Source organism: Paenibacillus sp. FSL R7-269 (assembly GCF_000517865.1).
Taxonomy (GTDB): Bacteria; Bacillota; Bacilli; order Paenibacillales; family Paenibacillaceae; genus Paenibacillus_AQ.
Window position 1 is genome coordinate 38,720 of sequence record NZ_ASPS01000103.1, and the last position, 13,888, is coordinate 52,607.

11 protein-coding genes are annotated in these 13,888 nt (G+C 53.8%); 6 read left to right on the plus strand and 5 right to left on the minus strand.

All coding sequences use genetic code 11. The annotated features are described in order from the left end of the window. Window positions 1-19: 19 nt before the first annotated feature. Both C162_RS30725 and C162_RS30730 read left to right on the plus strand, forming a co-directional pair. Window positions 20-1,123 (plus strand): GerAB/ArcD/ProY family transporter, encoded by a 1,104-nt coding sequence (locus C162_RS30725; protein ID WP_036701329.1) that lies wholly within the window; start codon window positions 20-22, stop codon window positions 1,121-1,123. After that, entirely contained in the window at window positions 1,116-2,306 is a 1,191-nt protein-coding gene (locus tag C162_RS30730) for a Ger(x)C family spore germination protein (protein ID WP_036701331.1), read from the plus strand. The genes C162_RS30725 and C162_RS30730 overlap by 8 nt, the downstream gene beginning before the upstream one ends. 89 nt (window positions 2,307-2,395) lie before the next feature. Here the strand turns inward: C162_RS30730 and C162_RS30735 are convergent, their stop codons facing one another. After that, window positions 2,396-4,435, minus strand: a complete 2,040-nt coding sequence (locus C162_RS30735) for a beta-galactosidase (protein WP_036701332.1) — start codon at window positions 4,433-4,435, stop codon at window positions 2,396-2,398. A gap of 119 nt (window positions 4,436-4,554) precedes the next feature. Here C162_RS30735 and C162_RS30740 point away from each other — a divergent pair, with 119 nt between their 5' ends. Next, complete coding sequence (locus C162_RS30740; protein ID WP_051494062.1) at window positions 4,555-5,391, plus strand: AraC family transcriptional regulator; 837 nt, start codon at window positions 4,555-4,557, stop codon at window positions 5,389-5,391. Between the two features lie 145 nt (window positions 5,392-5,536). Here the strand turns inward: C162_RS30740 and C162_RS30745 are convergent, their stop codons facing one another. Then, window positions 5,537-6,457 (minus strand): LysR family transcriptional regulator, encoded by a 921-nt coding sequence (locus tag C162_RS30745; RefSeq protein WP_235218581.1) that lies wholly within the window; start codon window positions 6,455-6,457, stop codon window positions 5,537-5,539. Window positions 6,458-6,581: 124 nt separating this feature from the next. Here C162_RS30745 and C162_RS30750 point away from each other — a divergent pair, with 124 nt between their 5' ends. Next, the gene (locus C162_RS30750; RefSeq protein WP_036701334.1) at window positions 6,582-6,770 is read left to right on the plus strand and encodes a hypothetical protein; all 189 of its coding nucleotides are present in this window, start codon (window positions 6,582-6,584) and stop codon (window positions 6,768-6,770) included. 205 nt (window positions 6,771-6,975) lie between these two features. Here the strand turns inward: C162_RS30750 and C162_RS30755 are convergent, their stop codons facing one another. The 3 genes from C162_RS30755 to C162_RS30765 are packed head-to-tail and all read right to left on the minus strand — an operon-like array spanning window position 6,976 to window position 10,054. Continuing rightward, complete coding sequence (locus C162_RS30755) at window positions 6,976-8,280, minus strand: ABC transporter substrate-binding protein (RefSeq protein WP_036701336.1); 1,305 nt, start codon at window positions 8,278-8,280, stop codon at window positions 6,976-6,978. Between the two features lie 59 nt (window positions 8,281-8,339). Continuing rightward, a complete protein-coding gene (locus C162_RS30760) occupies window positions 8,340-9,173 on the minus strand; it encodes a carbohydrate ABC transporter permease (protein WP_036701338.1) in 834 nt (277 codons plus the stop codon). Then, entirely contained in the window at window positions 9,173-10,054 is an 882-nt protein-coding gene (locus tag C162_RS30765; protein ID WP_036701340.1) for a carbohydrate ABC transporter permease, read from the minus strand. The genes C162_RS30760 and C162_RS30765 overlap by 1 nt, the downstream gene beginning before the upstream one ends. 133 nt (window positions 10,055-10,187) lie before the next feature. Between C162_RS30765 and C162_RS30770 the strand changes: the two genes are divergently transcribed. Next, window positions 10,188-12,026, plus strand: coding sequence for a sensor histidine kinase (locus tag C162_RS30770; RefSeq protein WP_036701342.1), 1,839 nt, complete (start codon window positions 10,188-10,190; stop codon window positions 12,024-12,026). Further along, the gene (locus C162_RS30775; protein WP_036701345.1) at window positions 12,023-13,735 is read left to right on the plus strand and encodes a helix-turn-helix domain-containing protein; all 1,713 of its coding nucleotides are present in this window, start codon (window positions 12,023-12,025) and stop codon (window positions 13,733-13,735) included. Before C162_RS30770 ends, C162_RS30775 begins: the two co-directional genes overlap by 4 nt. Window positions 13,736-13,888 lie beyond the last annotated feature (153 nt).

Consider the following 13,888-nt stretch of genomic DNA (forward strand, 5'->3'; position numbering starts at 1 on the left):
GTATAAGGAGGAATGCAGTATGTTCATACGCACCGATGACAAAATTACCGCTACACAAACGGCCATATTCCTGAACAACACCTTGCTGGGCGCGGGTATTCTCACACTGCCGCGCAGCGTGAGCAAGAGTGTCGGAACCCCGGACGGCTGGATCTCCACCCTGCTCGGCGGGGCCATTGTGATGCTGGCTGTACTCCTTATGGTGAAGATCAGCCAGCAATTTCCGGGAAAAACCGTCTTTCAGTACTCAAGGCTGCTGACCGGCCGGTTCATCGGCGGTATTCTGTCTATGCTGTTAATTCTGTATTTCATCACTATCGCCGGCTTTGAGATCCGTACACTGGCCGAGGTTACCTTGTTTTTTCTCCTGGAGGGAACTCCGATCTGGGCAGTGATTCTTCCTTTTCTCTGGCTGAGTACCTATCTCGTGTACGGAGGCATCAATTCTATAGCCCGTGTCTACACCATTGTTTTTCCGATCAGCATTATGATTCTGCTCATCTCCTTCGTGCTCAGCCTGCGGATGTTCGATATCGATCATCTGCGTCCTGTACTCGGCGACGGATGGTCCCCCGTATTCGCGGGGCTCAAATCCACCGTGCTTGTATTCACCGGCTGTGAAGTGGCCATGACACTTGTGGCGTTCATGGAGGACCCCAAAAAGGCTGTCAAAGCCATGCTTGGAGGCCTCGCCATCCTGCTGTCCATCTATTTCCTGACTATCATTATAGTGATCGGAGGCATCTCTATTGATTCCTCCATCTCCAGCACCTGGCCCACTATCGATCTATTGCGCAGCTTTGAGGTGTCGGGTTTTTTCTTCGAGCGTCTGGAATTCCCGTTCATGGTCATCTGGCTGATGCAGATGTTCTGCAACTTCAGCAGCTTCTTTTTCCAGTCCTCACTGGGTCTCTCACAGATCTTCAAGCTTAAGGTGCACCCGATTATTTATGCGCTGGTCCCGCTGCTGTTCATCTCGGCGATGCTGCCCAAATCCTTAAGCGACCTGTTCGTACTCGGGGATACCATAGGCAAGATGGGAGTGGGGCTGTTCCTGCTGGTGCCTGTCCTGCTCTCCATCGTCTGGCTCATCCGGGTGAAGGGGCTGAAGCAGCATGTATAGACGAATTCTGGTGGTGCTGTGCAGTCTGCTGATTCTTGCCACACTGACCTCCTGCTGGAGCAGTAAAGAGATTGAGGATCTGGCCCTATACGCTGGCCTGGCTCTGGATATCGGAGAGCTCTCACCCACAGAGCAGAAGCTGGAGGACAAGGGCGCCACTTATTATAAAAAAAATAAGATTACCGCCACTGTGCAGATGGTTCCGGCTAACTCCGTAGGAGGGGTAGATAATCAAGGTAACAGCAGTAGCAGTGCACCTTATATGAATGTAACCGGAACCGGAGATTCTGTGCTGGAGATCTTCCGTCAATATTCGATTCTGCGTGAACGGCCGATCATCGGCCACCACCTCAAAGTTATAGTGATCTCAAGTGAGCTGCTGAAGCAGCAGAAGATCAACCAGTTATTGGATTTCGTCCTTCGGGATAATGATATCCGTCCCAGTACGATGGTGTTCTTAAGCCAAGGCCGCGCAGCAGACACCATGGTCTCGAAGCAAAAAAATGAAATCCCTGCCTTTCACATCAGAGATATGCTGCGCAATCAGAAGAGAACCAGTAAGGTGCTGGACCCCGTTATTTTATCCAAAATGGATGCCCTGATGGCCTCCAAACGAAGTTTTGCGCTGCAAAACCTGGTAACGGCGAATGATGAGGTAGAATTCTCGGGAGCCGGAGTGATTAAAGGAGATACAGGAAACTGGGTGGGGACGCTAAATCAGGAGGATACCGAATGTTTGACCTGGCTGAGCAACGGGGGGCAAAGCGGGGTCATTAAGACCTACGACTGGAGCAATGAGCCCGTTACCTACGAACTCAAGTCCATGAAAAGTAAAATTACGTCCAAAGTAGACGGAGACAATCTGTCCTTCGACGTCAACATTAAAACGGAAGGAAGGCTGATTGAAACCTGGAACGTAGAGGAATACCCTGCTGCCACCCATCTTCCCCAAAAAGCAGAGAAGCTGTTCAAGAAGCGGCTGGAGCAGATGATGCAGAGCCTGCTTCACAAGCTGCAGTCCGATTACAAAGCAGATGCCGCCGGGTTCTCCAACCGGCTCAGCATTCAGGAGCCCGCCTTATGGAGGAAGCTGGAGGATCACTGGGACGAGGAGTTCAGCCGGACCCCTATTCATGTCACCGTTGATTTGAAGATTACGGACTTCGGCTCCTTCACTCAATAGAATAATCCCGTTAAGTGAGTCTGTATAAAAAAGAAGCTGTCCCGGCCACCGTTTCTAATAAACGGCCTTCGGGACAGCTTTGTCGTGCCTTACTGTTTGTCTGATTTGTCTGAGAGAATCAGCACTCCGTGCCCAGGAACCGGGGTGGAGCCGCTGGACTTCTTCCCGGTAAGCAGATCGGTCCGCTTGCCTTCGCCAATATCCGCCCGAAGCTCCTCTGCTGAATGGTTCAGCAGGAACAGATAGGATACGCCGTCCTTCACACGCTGGACGGACTCAATGCCTTCAGGTGCGCTGACCAGCGGCACAATGCCGTTATCCGCGCACAGGTTAGCGAGGAAGCCGTTAAGGAAGGCCGCATCGGGACTTGTGGCCACATAATAGGCCTTGCCTTCACCGAAGCTATTCACCGTCAGGGCAGGCATGCCTTTATAGAAATCCGCGCCATACTGAGCGAGCACCTCTGCGCCTTCGGGATGAATCAGGTCGCAGAGCAGACCGCAGGTGTAAGAACGGTTCAAGGCTCCCCAGTCCTTATTCATTACAATTTCATTGCTCATGCCCGGCAGAAGGGCATCGATCTCCTCGGCCCAGATTCCCAGCACCTTGCGCAGCTCTCCCGGATACCCGCCAACCGTAACCAGATCGTTCTCATTAACAATCCCGCTGAAATACGTCGTAATGAAGGTCCCGCCTGCCTGGACGAAGGCTTCGACTTTCTCGGCGAAGCCCGGCTTCACCATATACAGCACCGGTGCAATGACAATCTTGTATCTCGACAGATCCTCTTCTACCCCGATCATATCCGCTTCGATGTTCTGCTGATAGAGCGCATCATAATACTTATGGACCTCATCCACATAATTCAGTGCAACGGACGGGCCGCTGGAGAGATCAAGCGCCCAGCGGTTCTCCCAGTCGTAGACAATCCCGATCTGCGCCGCACTGCGTGCATCCAGCAGCTCGCCGCCCAAGCTTTCCAGTTCCCGGCCCAGCTCGGCGCATTCGCGGAATACGCGGGTATGCTCATGTCCTACATGCTCAATGACCGCTCCGTGGTACTTCTCACACGCGCCGATGGACCGCCGCAGCTGGAAGAACAGCACGGTGTCGGCACCGCGCGCTACCGCCTGATAGCTCCAGAGACGCATCACGCCGGGGCGCTTCAGGGAATTGTAAGGCTGCCAGTTCTGCTGACTTGGCGTCTGCTCCATCAGCATGAACGGCTGGCCGTTCTTCAGGCCGCGCATAAGATCATGCGTCATCGCTGTATAGCTGACCGGGGTGTCCAAGGACGGATAGTTATCCCAAGAGATTACATCCAGGTACTTGGCCCACTTGAAATAGTCCAGCTCCGGGTAGAAGCCCATCAGGTTAGTCGTAATTGGAACATCCGTGCTGTACTGCTTAATCGCCTCATATTCGAGGATGTAGCATTCCAGCAGGCTATCCGACATGAATCTGCGGTAGTCCAGAGAAATCCCCTGGAAGTTGGTCCGGTTGCCCCCCCACTCTTCACTGAGTTCATTCGGAACAACGATTTCCTCCCAGTCATAGAAGGTATGGCCCCAGAACCGTGTGTTCCAGGCTCTGTTGAGCGCATCCAGCGTTCCGTAACGGTCCTTCAGCCAGACGCGAAAAGCAGCCTCGGACTGCTCGGAGTAATCATAGCCGCCGTATTCATTAGAGATATGCCAGGCCACCAGGCCCGGATGATCCTTATAGCGCTCCGCCAGCTTGCCGGCCAGCAGCGCCGCATATTTGCGGTAGATTGCACTGTTCGGATTGGAGTTGTGACGCCCGCCGAATTTGCGCTTGCGGCCCTGGACATCTACCCGTGTCACTTCAGGATAGCGGTGAGCCATCCAGGCCGGATGCGCCCCTGTACCCGTAGCCAGACATACATATGTGCCGTTCTTATATAAGCGGTCGATTAATTCATCCAGACCCGCGAAATCGTACGTATCCTCAGACGGCTGAATCAGCGCCCAGGAGAACACATTGATGGTTGCCACATCTATGCCCGCGAGCTTGAACATCCGCTCGTCCTCCGCCCAGACCGGGGCCTCCCATTGCTCCGGGTTATAATCTCCACCGTACCAGATCTTAGGTAACTTCTCGTTGATCACGCTACGCACATCCTTTATAGTATAAGTATATTCTTATTTTAATCGCTACCGCTATCGCTATAAATATAATATTAATGAATTGGAATATAATAATATGGAACAACAGGAGATGAACCGGAATGTCACTGGATGCCGTCCGCAGAATCGTATTCGCCCAGGAGAGCGGCCAGCTGCTCCCCATCACCCTCGACAGTATGGGCTATAACCCTGATCAGGAACAAGTCTCCCGGCCGCAAGGCTATCACACCTATCACTGGCTGCAGACAGCGCATGGTAGCGGGATGATCCACTTCGACAACAAGAAGCTCACCCTCACCGAGGGCAGCGGCATTCTACTGATGCCGGGTACACCGCACCGCTATGAAGCGCTCTCCTCAGAGACTTGGCGCACCTATTATCTCACCTTCGGAGGGACCTCAGCACGGCATATTCTGGATTCGCTCGGGATGAACACCAGCCTGTTCTACCGCTGGGAGAGCGGAGCGCCGCTGCGCTGGATGCTGAAGGAGATGCTGGACCGCCACGATGCTTCGAATGACATGTTCAGTCTCGGGGAATCCAGCGATGCCTACCGGTTCCTGCTGACTCTGAACAAATACGGGCAGCTGCATAACAACACGGCGATCTCCCGCAATGTAGACAAGCTTCAGCCGCTGCTGAAATGGATGGACAGCCATTATGGCGATCCCGAGGTAGGTCTCAGTGATCTCGCTTCCCGGCTTGAGGTGTCCGGCAGATATCTGAACAGCCTGTTCCTGCAGACCTTCGGGCTCTCCCCCTATGCTTATTTCGTCCGGCTGCGCATCCGCAAGAGCAAGGAGCTGCTAGTCGCCCAGCCCGAGCTTACCGTCAAGGCCATCTCGCAGCTGGTCGGCTTCCGCGATGTCAGCCATTTCGTAGCCACCTTCCGCAAGCAGTCGGCGGTTACGCCGGAGCAGTTCAGGAAGCTGCACTGAGTAGCACGTAAGATTGTGTTCGCTTTTCCGTATACATATTGCACTCGACATTTCCTATACAAACACAGAGACGGATACCATCCACCTAAGTGGGGTATCCGTCTTTTGCGGCATAAATATATGATCTTATACTACGCTGATGACTTCACTGCGCTTGTTCCTCCACAGTACCGCCGCTGCCTTGCAGCCTGTCTGTACCGCTCACCGCTTCCGGCAACCCTGCCTTCAGCTCTTCTATGAACTCCCGGAACGCACTCGTCATATAGAGGTCACGCCGCCGGATGAATACCGTCGGCACCTCTGCATACTGCTCGGGGAACGGATAGATCCGGATACCCTCAGTGACATTCATCCGGGTGAAATAGGATAACGGCAGCACCGCATAGCCGATTCCCGCCTTTACGCAGCCGAGCAATCCTTCCATCGTCCCGAACTCCATTACCTTACCCAGCCGTCCGCCCTCTTCCGCCAGCCAGCTCTCCAGCCTGTTCCGGTACAGACATTCTGAATTTAGCATCAGCAGAGTCTTGTCATGAACAGAGCGGATACCCTGATAATCCATCGTATCGGGTATCACCAGCCCAATCCGCTCCTGAATGAGCAGCTCCTGAACAAGCTCCGGGTGCTCCACCGGTCCGTCCATCAAGGCCCCCTGCACGTTATGCTGCAGAACCGACTCGATAAGCTCCCCCGCCCGTCCGACCTTAAGATGAACTTCCACATCCGGGTAGCACCCGCGGTACGTGGACAGGATAGCAGGCAGCCATACTGCCGCCGTCGTATCCGAGCCAACGCTAATTGAGCCTGTCGGAACCGGCGAATCCAGTACCGCCAGCTTGGCTTCATCCAGCAGATTAAGAATCTTGGCCGTATACTCCATGAACGTCCGTCCTGCCGAGGTCAAGGTGATTCCCCGGCTATGCCGGTAGAACAGCGGAGTCTTCAGCTCCTGCTCCAATTGTTGAATTCTTGCAGTCACATTCGACTGCACATAGTTCAGGCTTTGTGCAGCCTTTGAGATACTTCCTTCTTCAGCAACCGCCTGAAACACTTTGAGAAGACCCATATCCACGCTGCATCGCTCCCCCGGATCACCCATCAGCCGCAGTGATGGCCACCATCATTTCCCTTCATTATACATGATCCGCTCCACCGATTATGATAAAAATACCAAAGAAGGAGTGATACTCATGGGAAATAAACAGTGGAATTTCAAAATTCCCGGCAGCCCGGAAGATACCGCATTAACTATAGATACGAAGCAAATCACTACCGTCTATGACCTGCTGGACAGGCTGCGGCAAGCACAGTCCCAGACTCCCCAGGTTACCCCCTTACTCTCCCGAACCTTTAGAAAAAGACGCTATCCTTCCGCCTGATGATCCACCCGCCGCTGCCTTATCAAGTGGAAACGGCATTGCAGTCCTTTGAAAGGACGGTACCGTTTCAGCGAGAAATAGAAGGATAAGTTATTGTGTGCAACATATAAATTCTTATATTTACACAAAGGACGCCCCGCCTCCTCTCCTTTTCGGAGAGCGACTGGAGCGTCCTTCACAGCTTCGCTTACTTAAGCGCTTCGTCTTATTTCTTCAGCTTATCCCAGGCAGCCTGCATGCCCTTCTCCCAGCCGGCTTCATCTACTTTGCCGGCAATCAATTCTTGAATAGAGCTGGCGAATTCCTGTGTAACGCCATCAGGGAATTTGGAAGCCTGCAGCCCGTATACCTTGCCTTCTTTTACATAATTCCAGACATCCGCACCCAGCAGACCGATATCCTCAGGGGTTGCTGGAATAGTGGATAGCGCAGGAATGAACTTCCATTTCTTCACGATATACTCTTTCCCCATATCCGAAGTGACCAGCCAGTTCAGGAACGTCTTGGCTTCTTCCTTGGAGCCGGATTCCTTATTCACTACCAGGTTCGCCGGAACGCCCACCGACAGCTTATCGTTCATCGCCGCATCATCGTTGATGGGCATCGGGAACATCCCGATGTTCATGTCCGGCGTAATGTTGTCCACCAGCGTCTGTGCCCAGTTGCCTTCCTGCATCATAGCCGTTTCTCCCTTGGCGAACAGTGCCAGGTGAGTATTGGCATCGGTGGTCAGCGGATTCTTCTGGCCGTATTTTACCGTCAGGTTCAGCAAGTTGCTCCAATCCTTGAACTTCTCATTCCCTACAATGGATGCAGTTCCGTCGTTCAGGCCCTTGATGAATTCATCTACATTATCCTGCTGAGCAAAAGCTACGCTAATCCCCTGAATCCCCAGCAGCCACCATTCCTGATAAGCGTTGCCAAACGGAGTTACGCCAATCGCCTGTAGCTTTTTTGCTGCTTCTTCAAGCTGGGAAATGGTTTTTGGCGTCTCTGTAATCCCGGCTTTGGCGAACAGGTCCTTGTTGTATACATAACCGATACCTTCAAGGTTCATTGGCATCCCGTAGGTTTTGCCGTCCTTGGTCATAGGCTCTGCTGCAAGTGGAATCAGATCCTTCACCCAAGGCTGGTCCGACAGGTCTTCCAGTTTGTCAGCCCACAGTGCCATTTCGGCATACCCGCCGTTACTGAAAATATCAGGAGCATCGCCGGAAGCGAATTTGGTCTTGAGCGCTGCACCATAGTCTGCACCGCCGCCCACGGTCTGGATATCCAGCTTGATGTTAGGATGCTCCTTCTCGAATTCCACCTTCAGCTCATTCAGGCCTTCCACAATCTCAGTTTTGAACTGGAAAATCTTAACGGTCTTCACAGCGCCGCTATTGCCAGCGCTTCCATTAGAAGCATTATTGGAGGCAGACTTATCGGCATTGCCGCCACAAGCCGCGAGCACTACTGACATTAGCATTACGGATGACATCATCAGTGCAGAATGTTTCTTCTTCATTAGATATTTCCCCCTTGAATAATTTAACTGCTTCTTATGTGGAACGGGAGCCCGGTGAATTAACCCTTCACCGAGCCAGCCGCTATTCCCTCAACAATGTAACGCTGCATGAACAGATAGAAGATAACAATCGGGGCAATCCCGATGGTCAGTGCCGGAAGCGCCATATCCCACTGCTTCGTATACTGGCCGAAGAAGGAGAAGGTCGCCAGCGGAATGGTCCGCAGTCCGGGTGCTTGAAGAATCAGGGACGGCAGCAGATAGTCATTCCAGATCCCCAGCGCATTCAGCACGATAATGGTCATCAGCATCGGCTTCAAGAGAGGCAATACAATCCGGAAGAACGCCGAGATCGGGTTACAGCCATCCACCGTGGCCGCCTCTTCAATCTCCAGCGGCACAGACTTGATGAAGCCGTGGAACAGGAAGATCGCCATCGGAATGCTGAGGCCCAGATGGGAGATAATGAGACCTGTGAACGAGTTATTCACGCCCAGGACGTTCACAACCTTCAGGATCGGAATCATAATCGTCTGGAACGGAACCACCATCGCCGCTACCATCAGCAGCAGAAGAATCTGGTTGAACCGGTTATTGGCACGCACCATGCGGTACGCCGCCATCGCGCTGAACAGCGAGATAAGCGCTACACTGATGATCGTAATGATCAGCGAGTTGCGGAAGGCCTCGGAGAACCGGGCCAGCTTCCAGGCATTGGCATAGTTCGACCACATGAAGGTCTGCGGCCAGCTTGCCGCGTCGCTCAGAATCTCGCCGAAGGATTTCACCGAGTTCGCCAGCAGGAAGTAGAACGGAGAGAGGAACAGAAGCGCCAGAAGGATCATCATCACTTCAATGCCGATATTCCATCTGCTTTTGGTCTTGGCATTCATTAAGCTTCTACCTCCTTACTCTTCGTTATACGAACCTGAATGACAGTGATCAGCGCTACAATGAGGAAGAACAACAGCGCCTTTGCCGTACCCAGACCATAACGGTTATTCAGGAAGGCTTCGTTATAAATGTTCATCGCTACAGATTCCGTAGACTTGAACGGCCCGCCTTTGGTCAGCGAGAGGTTGAGGTCGAACATCTTGAAGGACCAGGAGATCGCCAGGAACAGTCCGATCGTAACCGCAGGCATAATCAGCGGAAGGATGATGTTGCGCAGCACCTGCATCCGGGAAGCGCCGTCAATCTCGGCAGCTTCGAGCACCTCTTTGGAGACGTTGCTGAGCGAAGCGATGTAGATGACCATCAAATAACCGGAGGACTGCCAGATGAATACCATGACAATCGCCCAGAAGCCGGTGGTCGCATCCCCGAGCCAGGGAAGGTTGAAGAAGGACAGGCCGGTAAGATCGCCCATAGTGGCGAAGCCTTTGATGAAGATGAACTGCCAGATGAACCCGAGCAGCAGGCCCCCGATCACATTCGGCATGAAAAAAATGGTCCGGAGCATATTGCGTGTCTTCAAAGGTTTGGTCAACAGATAGGCCAGGAAGAAGCCTACTACATTAGTCAAGATCACACCCAGCACGGTGAACCTCACGGTAAACCAGAAGGATGACCAGAAATCGTGATCATTCGTAAAAATACTTTTAAAATTCTCAAAGCCGACCCAGCTTACATTACCGGATACGCCGTTCCAGTCCGTGAAAGAGTAGTACATCCCCATCAGAAACGGAATAATCATGATCAAGGTAAAAAACAATAATGCCGGGCCAACGAAAAATACCTGCTGACCGAATTGGGACAATTTATTGCCGCGCATGTTATGGCCCCCCTTTCTTTTACTCACTCACTTGTTTATGATCTAAAGATATTATCTGTTTTTTGCAGAGCCTCTTACACCTACGCAAGTGATCTTTAGGGTGTAAAATATTGACCTGGATGTGACCCGCCCCATGAAATGGACCAGTATCCGCACGAAGCTGATCGTCTTTCTGCTTGTGCCCACCTTAATCTGCATTATGGCTACGATGTATGTCAGCTATTCCCACACCACCAAGTCGCTGCGGGACCGGGCGGTCGATGAGAACAAGAATCTGCTCTATCAGGGCTACAAGAACATTAACAGTCTGCTGCAGGAGATCAACCGTCTGTCGCTGAACGTGTATTCGGACGGCGATTTCTACCGGCTGCTTGAAGCAGGGTACGACGATCTGTCCTCCGATATTGCCATCTATAACTCGCTCAGCTATATCTCCACCTCGCTGCCCCACCTCTCACAGGTGTACTTATACAGTGTGAAAGACTCGAAGGCTACGCTGATTACCGACAACACAACACCCAAGCGCTGGCTGGCTGCTGCACCCTACCACCAGTCCAGTCTGAGCGGAAGCTCTCCGGTAAGCGTGCAGAGTACGCATCTGAGCAATGCTTACGGGCTGAGGCTACCGTTAACACAGTTCATACCGGAGCCAGTCTTTACCCTGCACCGCAGGATTGAGCGTGTCCCTACCTCTCAGGCGTTAGGCTATCTGTCTATTGATGTCAAGCTGACTGCCCTCAGTGAGATTGTGGACCAGCTGTACGAGCAGGATCAGGAGAATCTCTACCTGGTGGACAGCAGCGGCAGGCTGGTCTACAGCCAGACTACCGGGCTGCTAGGCAAACCGCTGAATGCCGATTGGTATAACAATCAGATTGCGGACAGCACGCAGCTGCAGGGTTATTTTGAACAGGACAGCTCCGTATTTATCTATCAAAAAATCGACAGCATCGGCCTCGGCTGGACGCTTGTCAAGCAAATTCCTGTCTCCTACCTGTTCCGCGAAGCCAAGGAGGCCGCCGCGATCAACCTGCTGCTGCTGGCGCTGCTGCTGGTGACGATCATTATTCTGACGATCCTCGTCGCCTTCCGGATTACCGCGCCGATCAAGCAGCTGACCCGGTATATGAATCAGGTCCAGACCGGTAACCTCAACATTGAGATCCGCCCGGCAGGCAACGACGAGATCGGAGTGGTCACCGAGCATTTCCGCAGTATGATGGACACGATCAACAATCTGATCCTGCGGGAATACAGGCTGGAGCTGGCGAGCCGGACCAATGAGCTGAGGGCGCTCCAGTCCCAGATTAACCCGCATTTTCTGAACAACACTCTCCAGATTATCGGTACGCTGGCTCTGGAGCTGAAGGTGCCGCAGATCTATGGCCTGCTCTCGGCTCTGGCCAAAATGATGCGCTACAGCATGTACAATGATGAGAAGGTGGTGACGGTCCAGAATGAGCTGGACCATGTCAAAGCGTATATCCAGCTGCAGAAGGAGCGTTTTGAGAACAAGTTCAGCTTCAGTTGTGAAGTGGAGGAGCCGCTGCTTCAGGCGCTGATGCCCAAAATGATCCTTCAGCCGATTGTGGAGAATTACTTCAAGCACGGCTTCCAGCTTGACCGGCAGGACGGATATATTGAGATTAACGTGGCCGGGGTAACCCCGGAGCGGATGGAGATCAGCATCGCCAACAATGGCCTCCCCATTCCGGCAGGCCGGCTGGAAGCGCTGCGCAAGGAGCTGGAGCAGTCCAGCACCGCTGAAGAACGGGAGCTGCTGCAGAACGCCGGACAGGACAGCCCTATCAGACGCGATGCTCCGGGCGCGGGCATCGGCCTCGGCAATGTGCTGGGCAGGCTGCGGCTGGTCTGCGGGGATAATGCCCTGCTGACCGTGGATAATCTGAAGGCAGGCGGGGTAATCATCCGCTTGGAAATCGATATCGTAGTGGAGAGTGAACGAATATGAAGGCACTGATTGTAGATGACGAAGCAAGAGTCCGGAAGGCAGTCCGCCTGCTGGTGGACTGGGATGCTCATCAGATTGAGGAAATTCTGGAGGCCGGGAACGGCAATGAGGCCATCGGTCTAATCCGCCAGGAGAAGCCTGCGCTGGTCATTATGGATATGATGATGGAGTCCGGGAGCGGCCTGGAGCTGATGACCTGGGTGGATGAATTCGCAGGCAGTACCAAGTTCATTGTGGTCAGCGGGCATAATGACTTCGACTTCGTCCGCCAGACCGTCCGCCATGGCGGCATCGATTATATCCTGAAGCCGATTGAGCCGGATATGATTAACAGCGCGGTATCCAAGGCGGTAACCGCCTGGAGGGCCGAGGAAGCGGAACGCAGCCACCGCCAGCACCAGAGCCTCCGGCTGAATGAGATCAAGCCGATCTTCGGGGAGAAGCTGCTGTCCGCATTGATCGATGACCGGGTGAATGCCGAGGCCTCGCTGCGCCGTCTGATCCATGACGGCATCATCCCGCCGGACAGTAAGATTTCGCGCCTGCTCCTTGTGCAGACGGACAGCGGCAACAATCCGCTGCTGCGGCGCTTCGGCGGTGACAGCGAGCTGCTCTACTACGCCATCGTGAACATCTGCAACGAATTTCTGCAGCAGGGCACGGGCATAGCGTTCCGCTATTGGGGCGGGCCGCCGGAGATTGCCATTCTGCTCTGGGAGCCGCATGAATCCGTCACTTCGCTGATCAGCCGGATGAATCAGGGCATCTTCCTGACGCTGCAATTCCGCATGCATTTCGGAATCAGCACGCCGGGCGCCTTCCCCGCGCATCTGCCGGCAGGACGCGCCGAAGCCGCCGAAGCCCTGCTGCGGCGGAATCTGCTTAGGCATGAGGATTACTGCCATTTTGCGGGAGCTGAAAGCAGCCGGGATGCGGGGGCGTTGTCTGGTGGGGTGACTGGCACGGGAACGGACGCGGGGCCGGGGGCGATGCTCGGCGGAAAGCAGCGCGATAAGCGGGAGAACGCAGTCCCGCTGAGCTTCGCCGATGTTCAGGAGGACTGGCGGATGGCGGTCATCAGCGGGACGCCCGAAGCCCTAAGCGCAGCGGCGCAGCATTGGACCCAGGAGCTTAGCCGCCGGGGAGTGGTTACGCCGCAGATGCTGAACGACTGGAAGGCCGATGCGCTGCTGATGCGCTCCCGTCTGGTCCGGGAAGCACTTGGCAGCCAGGCTGCTAACGTGCTGGCTGAGCTTGAGCAAGGGGACCAGCAGTACCCCTCTCCGCAGCCCAGCGGCTATTCCTTCTCCCTGTTCGCCTGGCGCGACTGGTCCCTTGCCTTCATGCAGCAGTTATCCCGGGCGCTCACGGACAGACAGCAGAAAGAGCGGAACCCGATGACGGAGATCGTAAAATACATCGAGCAGAATTACCCGTCAGATCTCTCCCTTCAGGAGGTGGCGGGCAAATTCCAGGTCAGCCGCGAGTATGTCTCACGCCGGTTCAAGCAGGAATACGGCATCAACTTCTCCGACTACATCGTCAGCGTCCGCATCGAGAAGGCCAAGCTGCTGATGCAGAATCCGGGCCTCAAGCTGGCCCAGATCTCAGAAATGGTCGGCTTCCACGACGTCAAATACTTCAGCAAAGTCTTCAAAAAGCACACCGGCCATTCGCCTAAGGACTACCGGGATCAGGCGGAGCATTAAGCTCCGTCTGGGTGGTGGATGAATACTGATTACTGGGTGCTGATTAACTGATTGCCTTGTTGTATTCGGTTTAATACGAAAATAAAAATATCGGAAAATGCGCCGCAGACTGGGTTTTTGACAAAAAAAGACCCACCGCCCCAAAAAAACGTT

Excerpts from the sequence above, each read along its gene's own strand:
- C162_RS30725 (WP_036701329.1), top strand. The coding sequence starts at position 20 with ATGTTCATACGCACCGATGACAAAATTACCGCTACACAAACGGCCATA.
- C162_RS30730 (WP_036701331.1), top strand. The coding sequence starts at position 1,116 with ATGTATAGACGAATTCTGGTGGTGCTGTGCAGTCTGCTGATTCTTGCC.
- C162_RS30740 (WP_051494062.1), top strand. The coding sequence starts at position 4,555 with ATGTCACTGGATGCCGTCCGCAGAATCGTATTCGCCCAGGAGAGCGGC.
- C162_RS30745 (WP_235218581.1), bottom strand. The coding sequence starts at position 6,457 with ATGGGTCTTCTCAAAGTGTTTCAGGCGGTTGCTGAAGAAGGAAGTATC.
- C162_RS30750 (WP_036701334.1), top strand. The coding sequence starts at position 6,582 with ATGGGAAATAAACAGTGGAATTTCAAAATTCCCGGCAGCCCGGAAGAT.
- C162_RS30755 (WP_036701336.1), bottom strand. The coding sequence starts at position 8,280 with ATGAAGAAGAAACATTCTGCACTGATGATGTCATCCGTAATGCTAATG.
- C162_RS30760 (WP_036701338.1), bottom strand. The coding sequence starts at position 9,173 with ATGAATGCCAAGACCAAAAGCAGATGGAATATCGGCATTGAAGTGATG.
- C162_RS30765 (WP_036701340.1), bottom strand. The coding sequence starts at position 10,054 with ATGCGCGGCAATAAATTGTCCCAATTCGGTCAGCAGGTATTTTTCGTT.
- C162_RS30770 (WP_036701342.1), top strand. The coding sequence starts at position 10,188 with ATGAAATGGACCAGTATCCGCACGAAGCTGATCGTCTTTCTGCTTGTG.
- C162_RS30775 (WP_036701345.1), top strand. The coding sequence starts at position 12,023 with ATGAAGGCACTGATTGTAGATGACGAAGCAAGAGTCCGGAAGGCAGTC.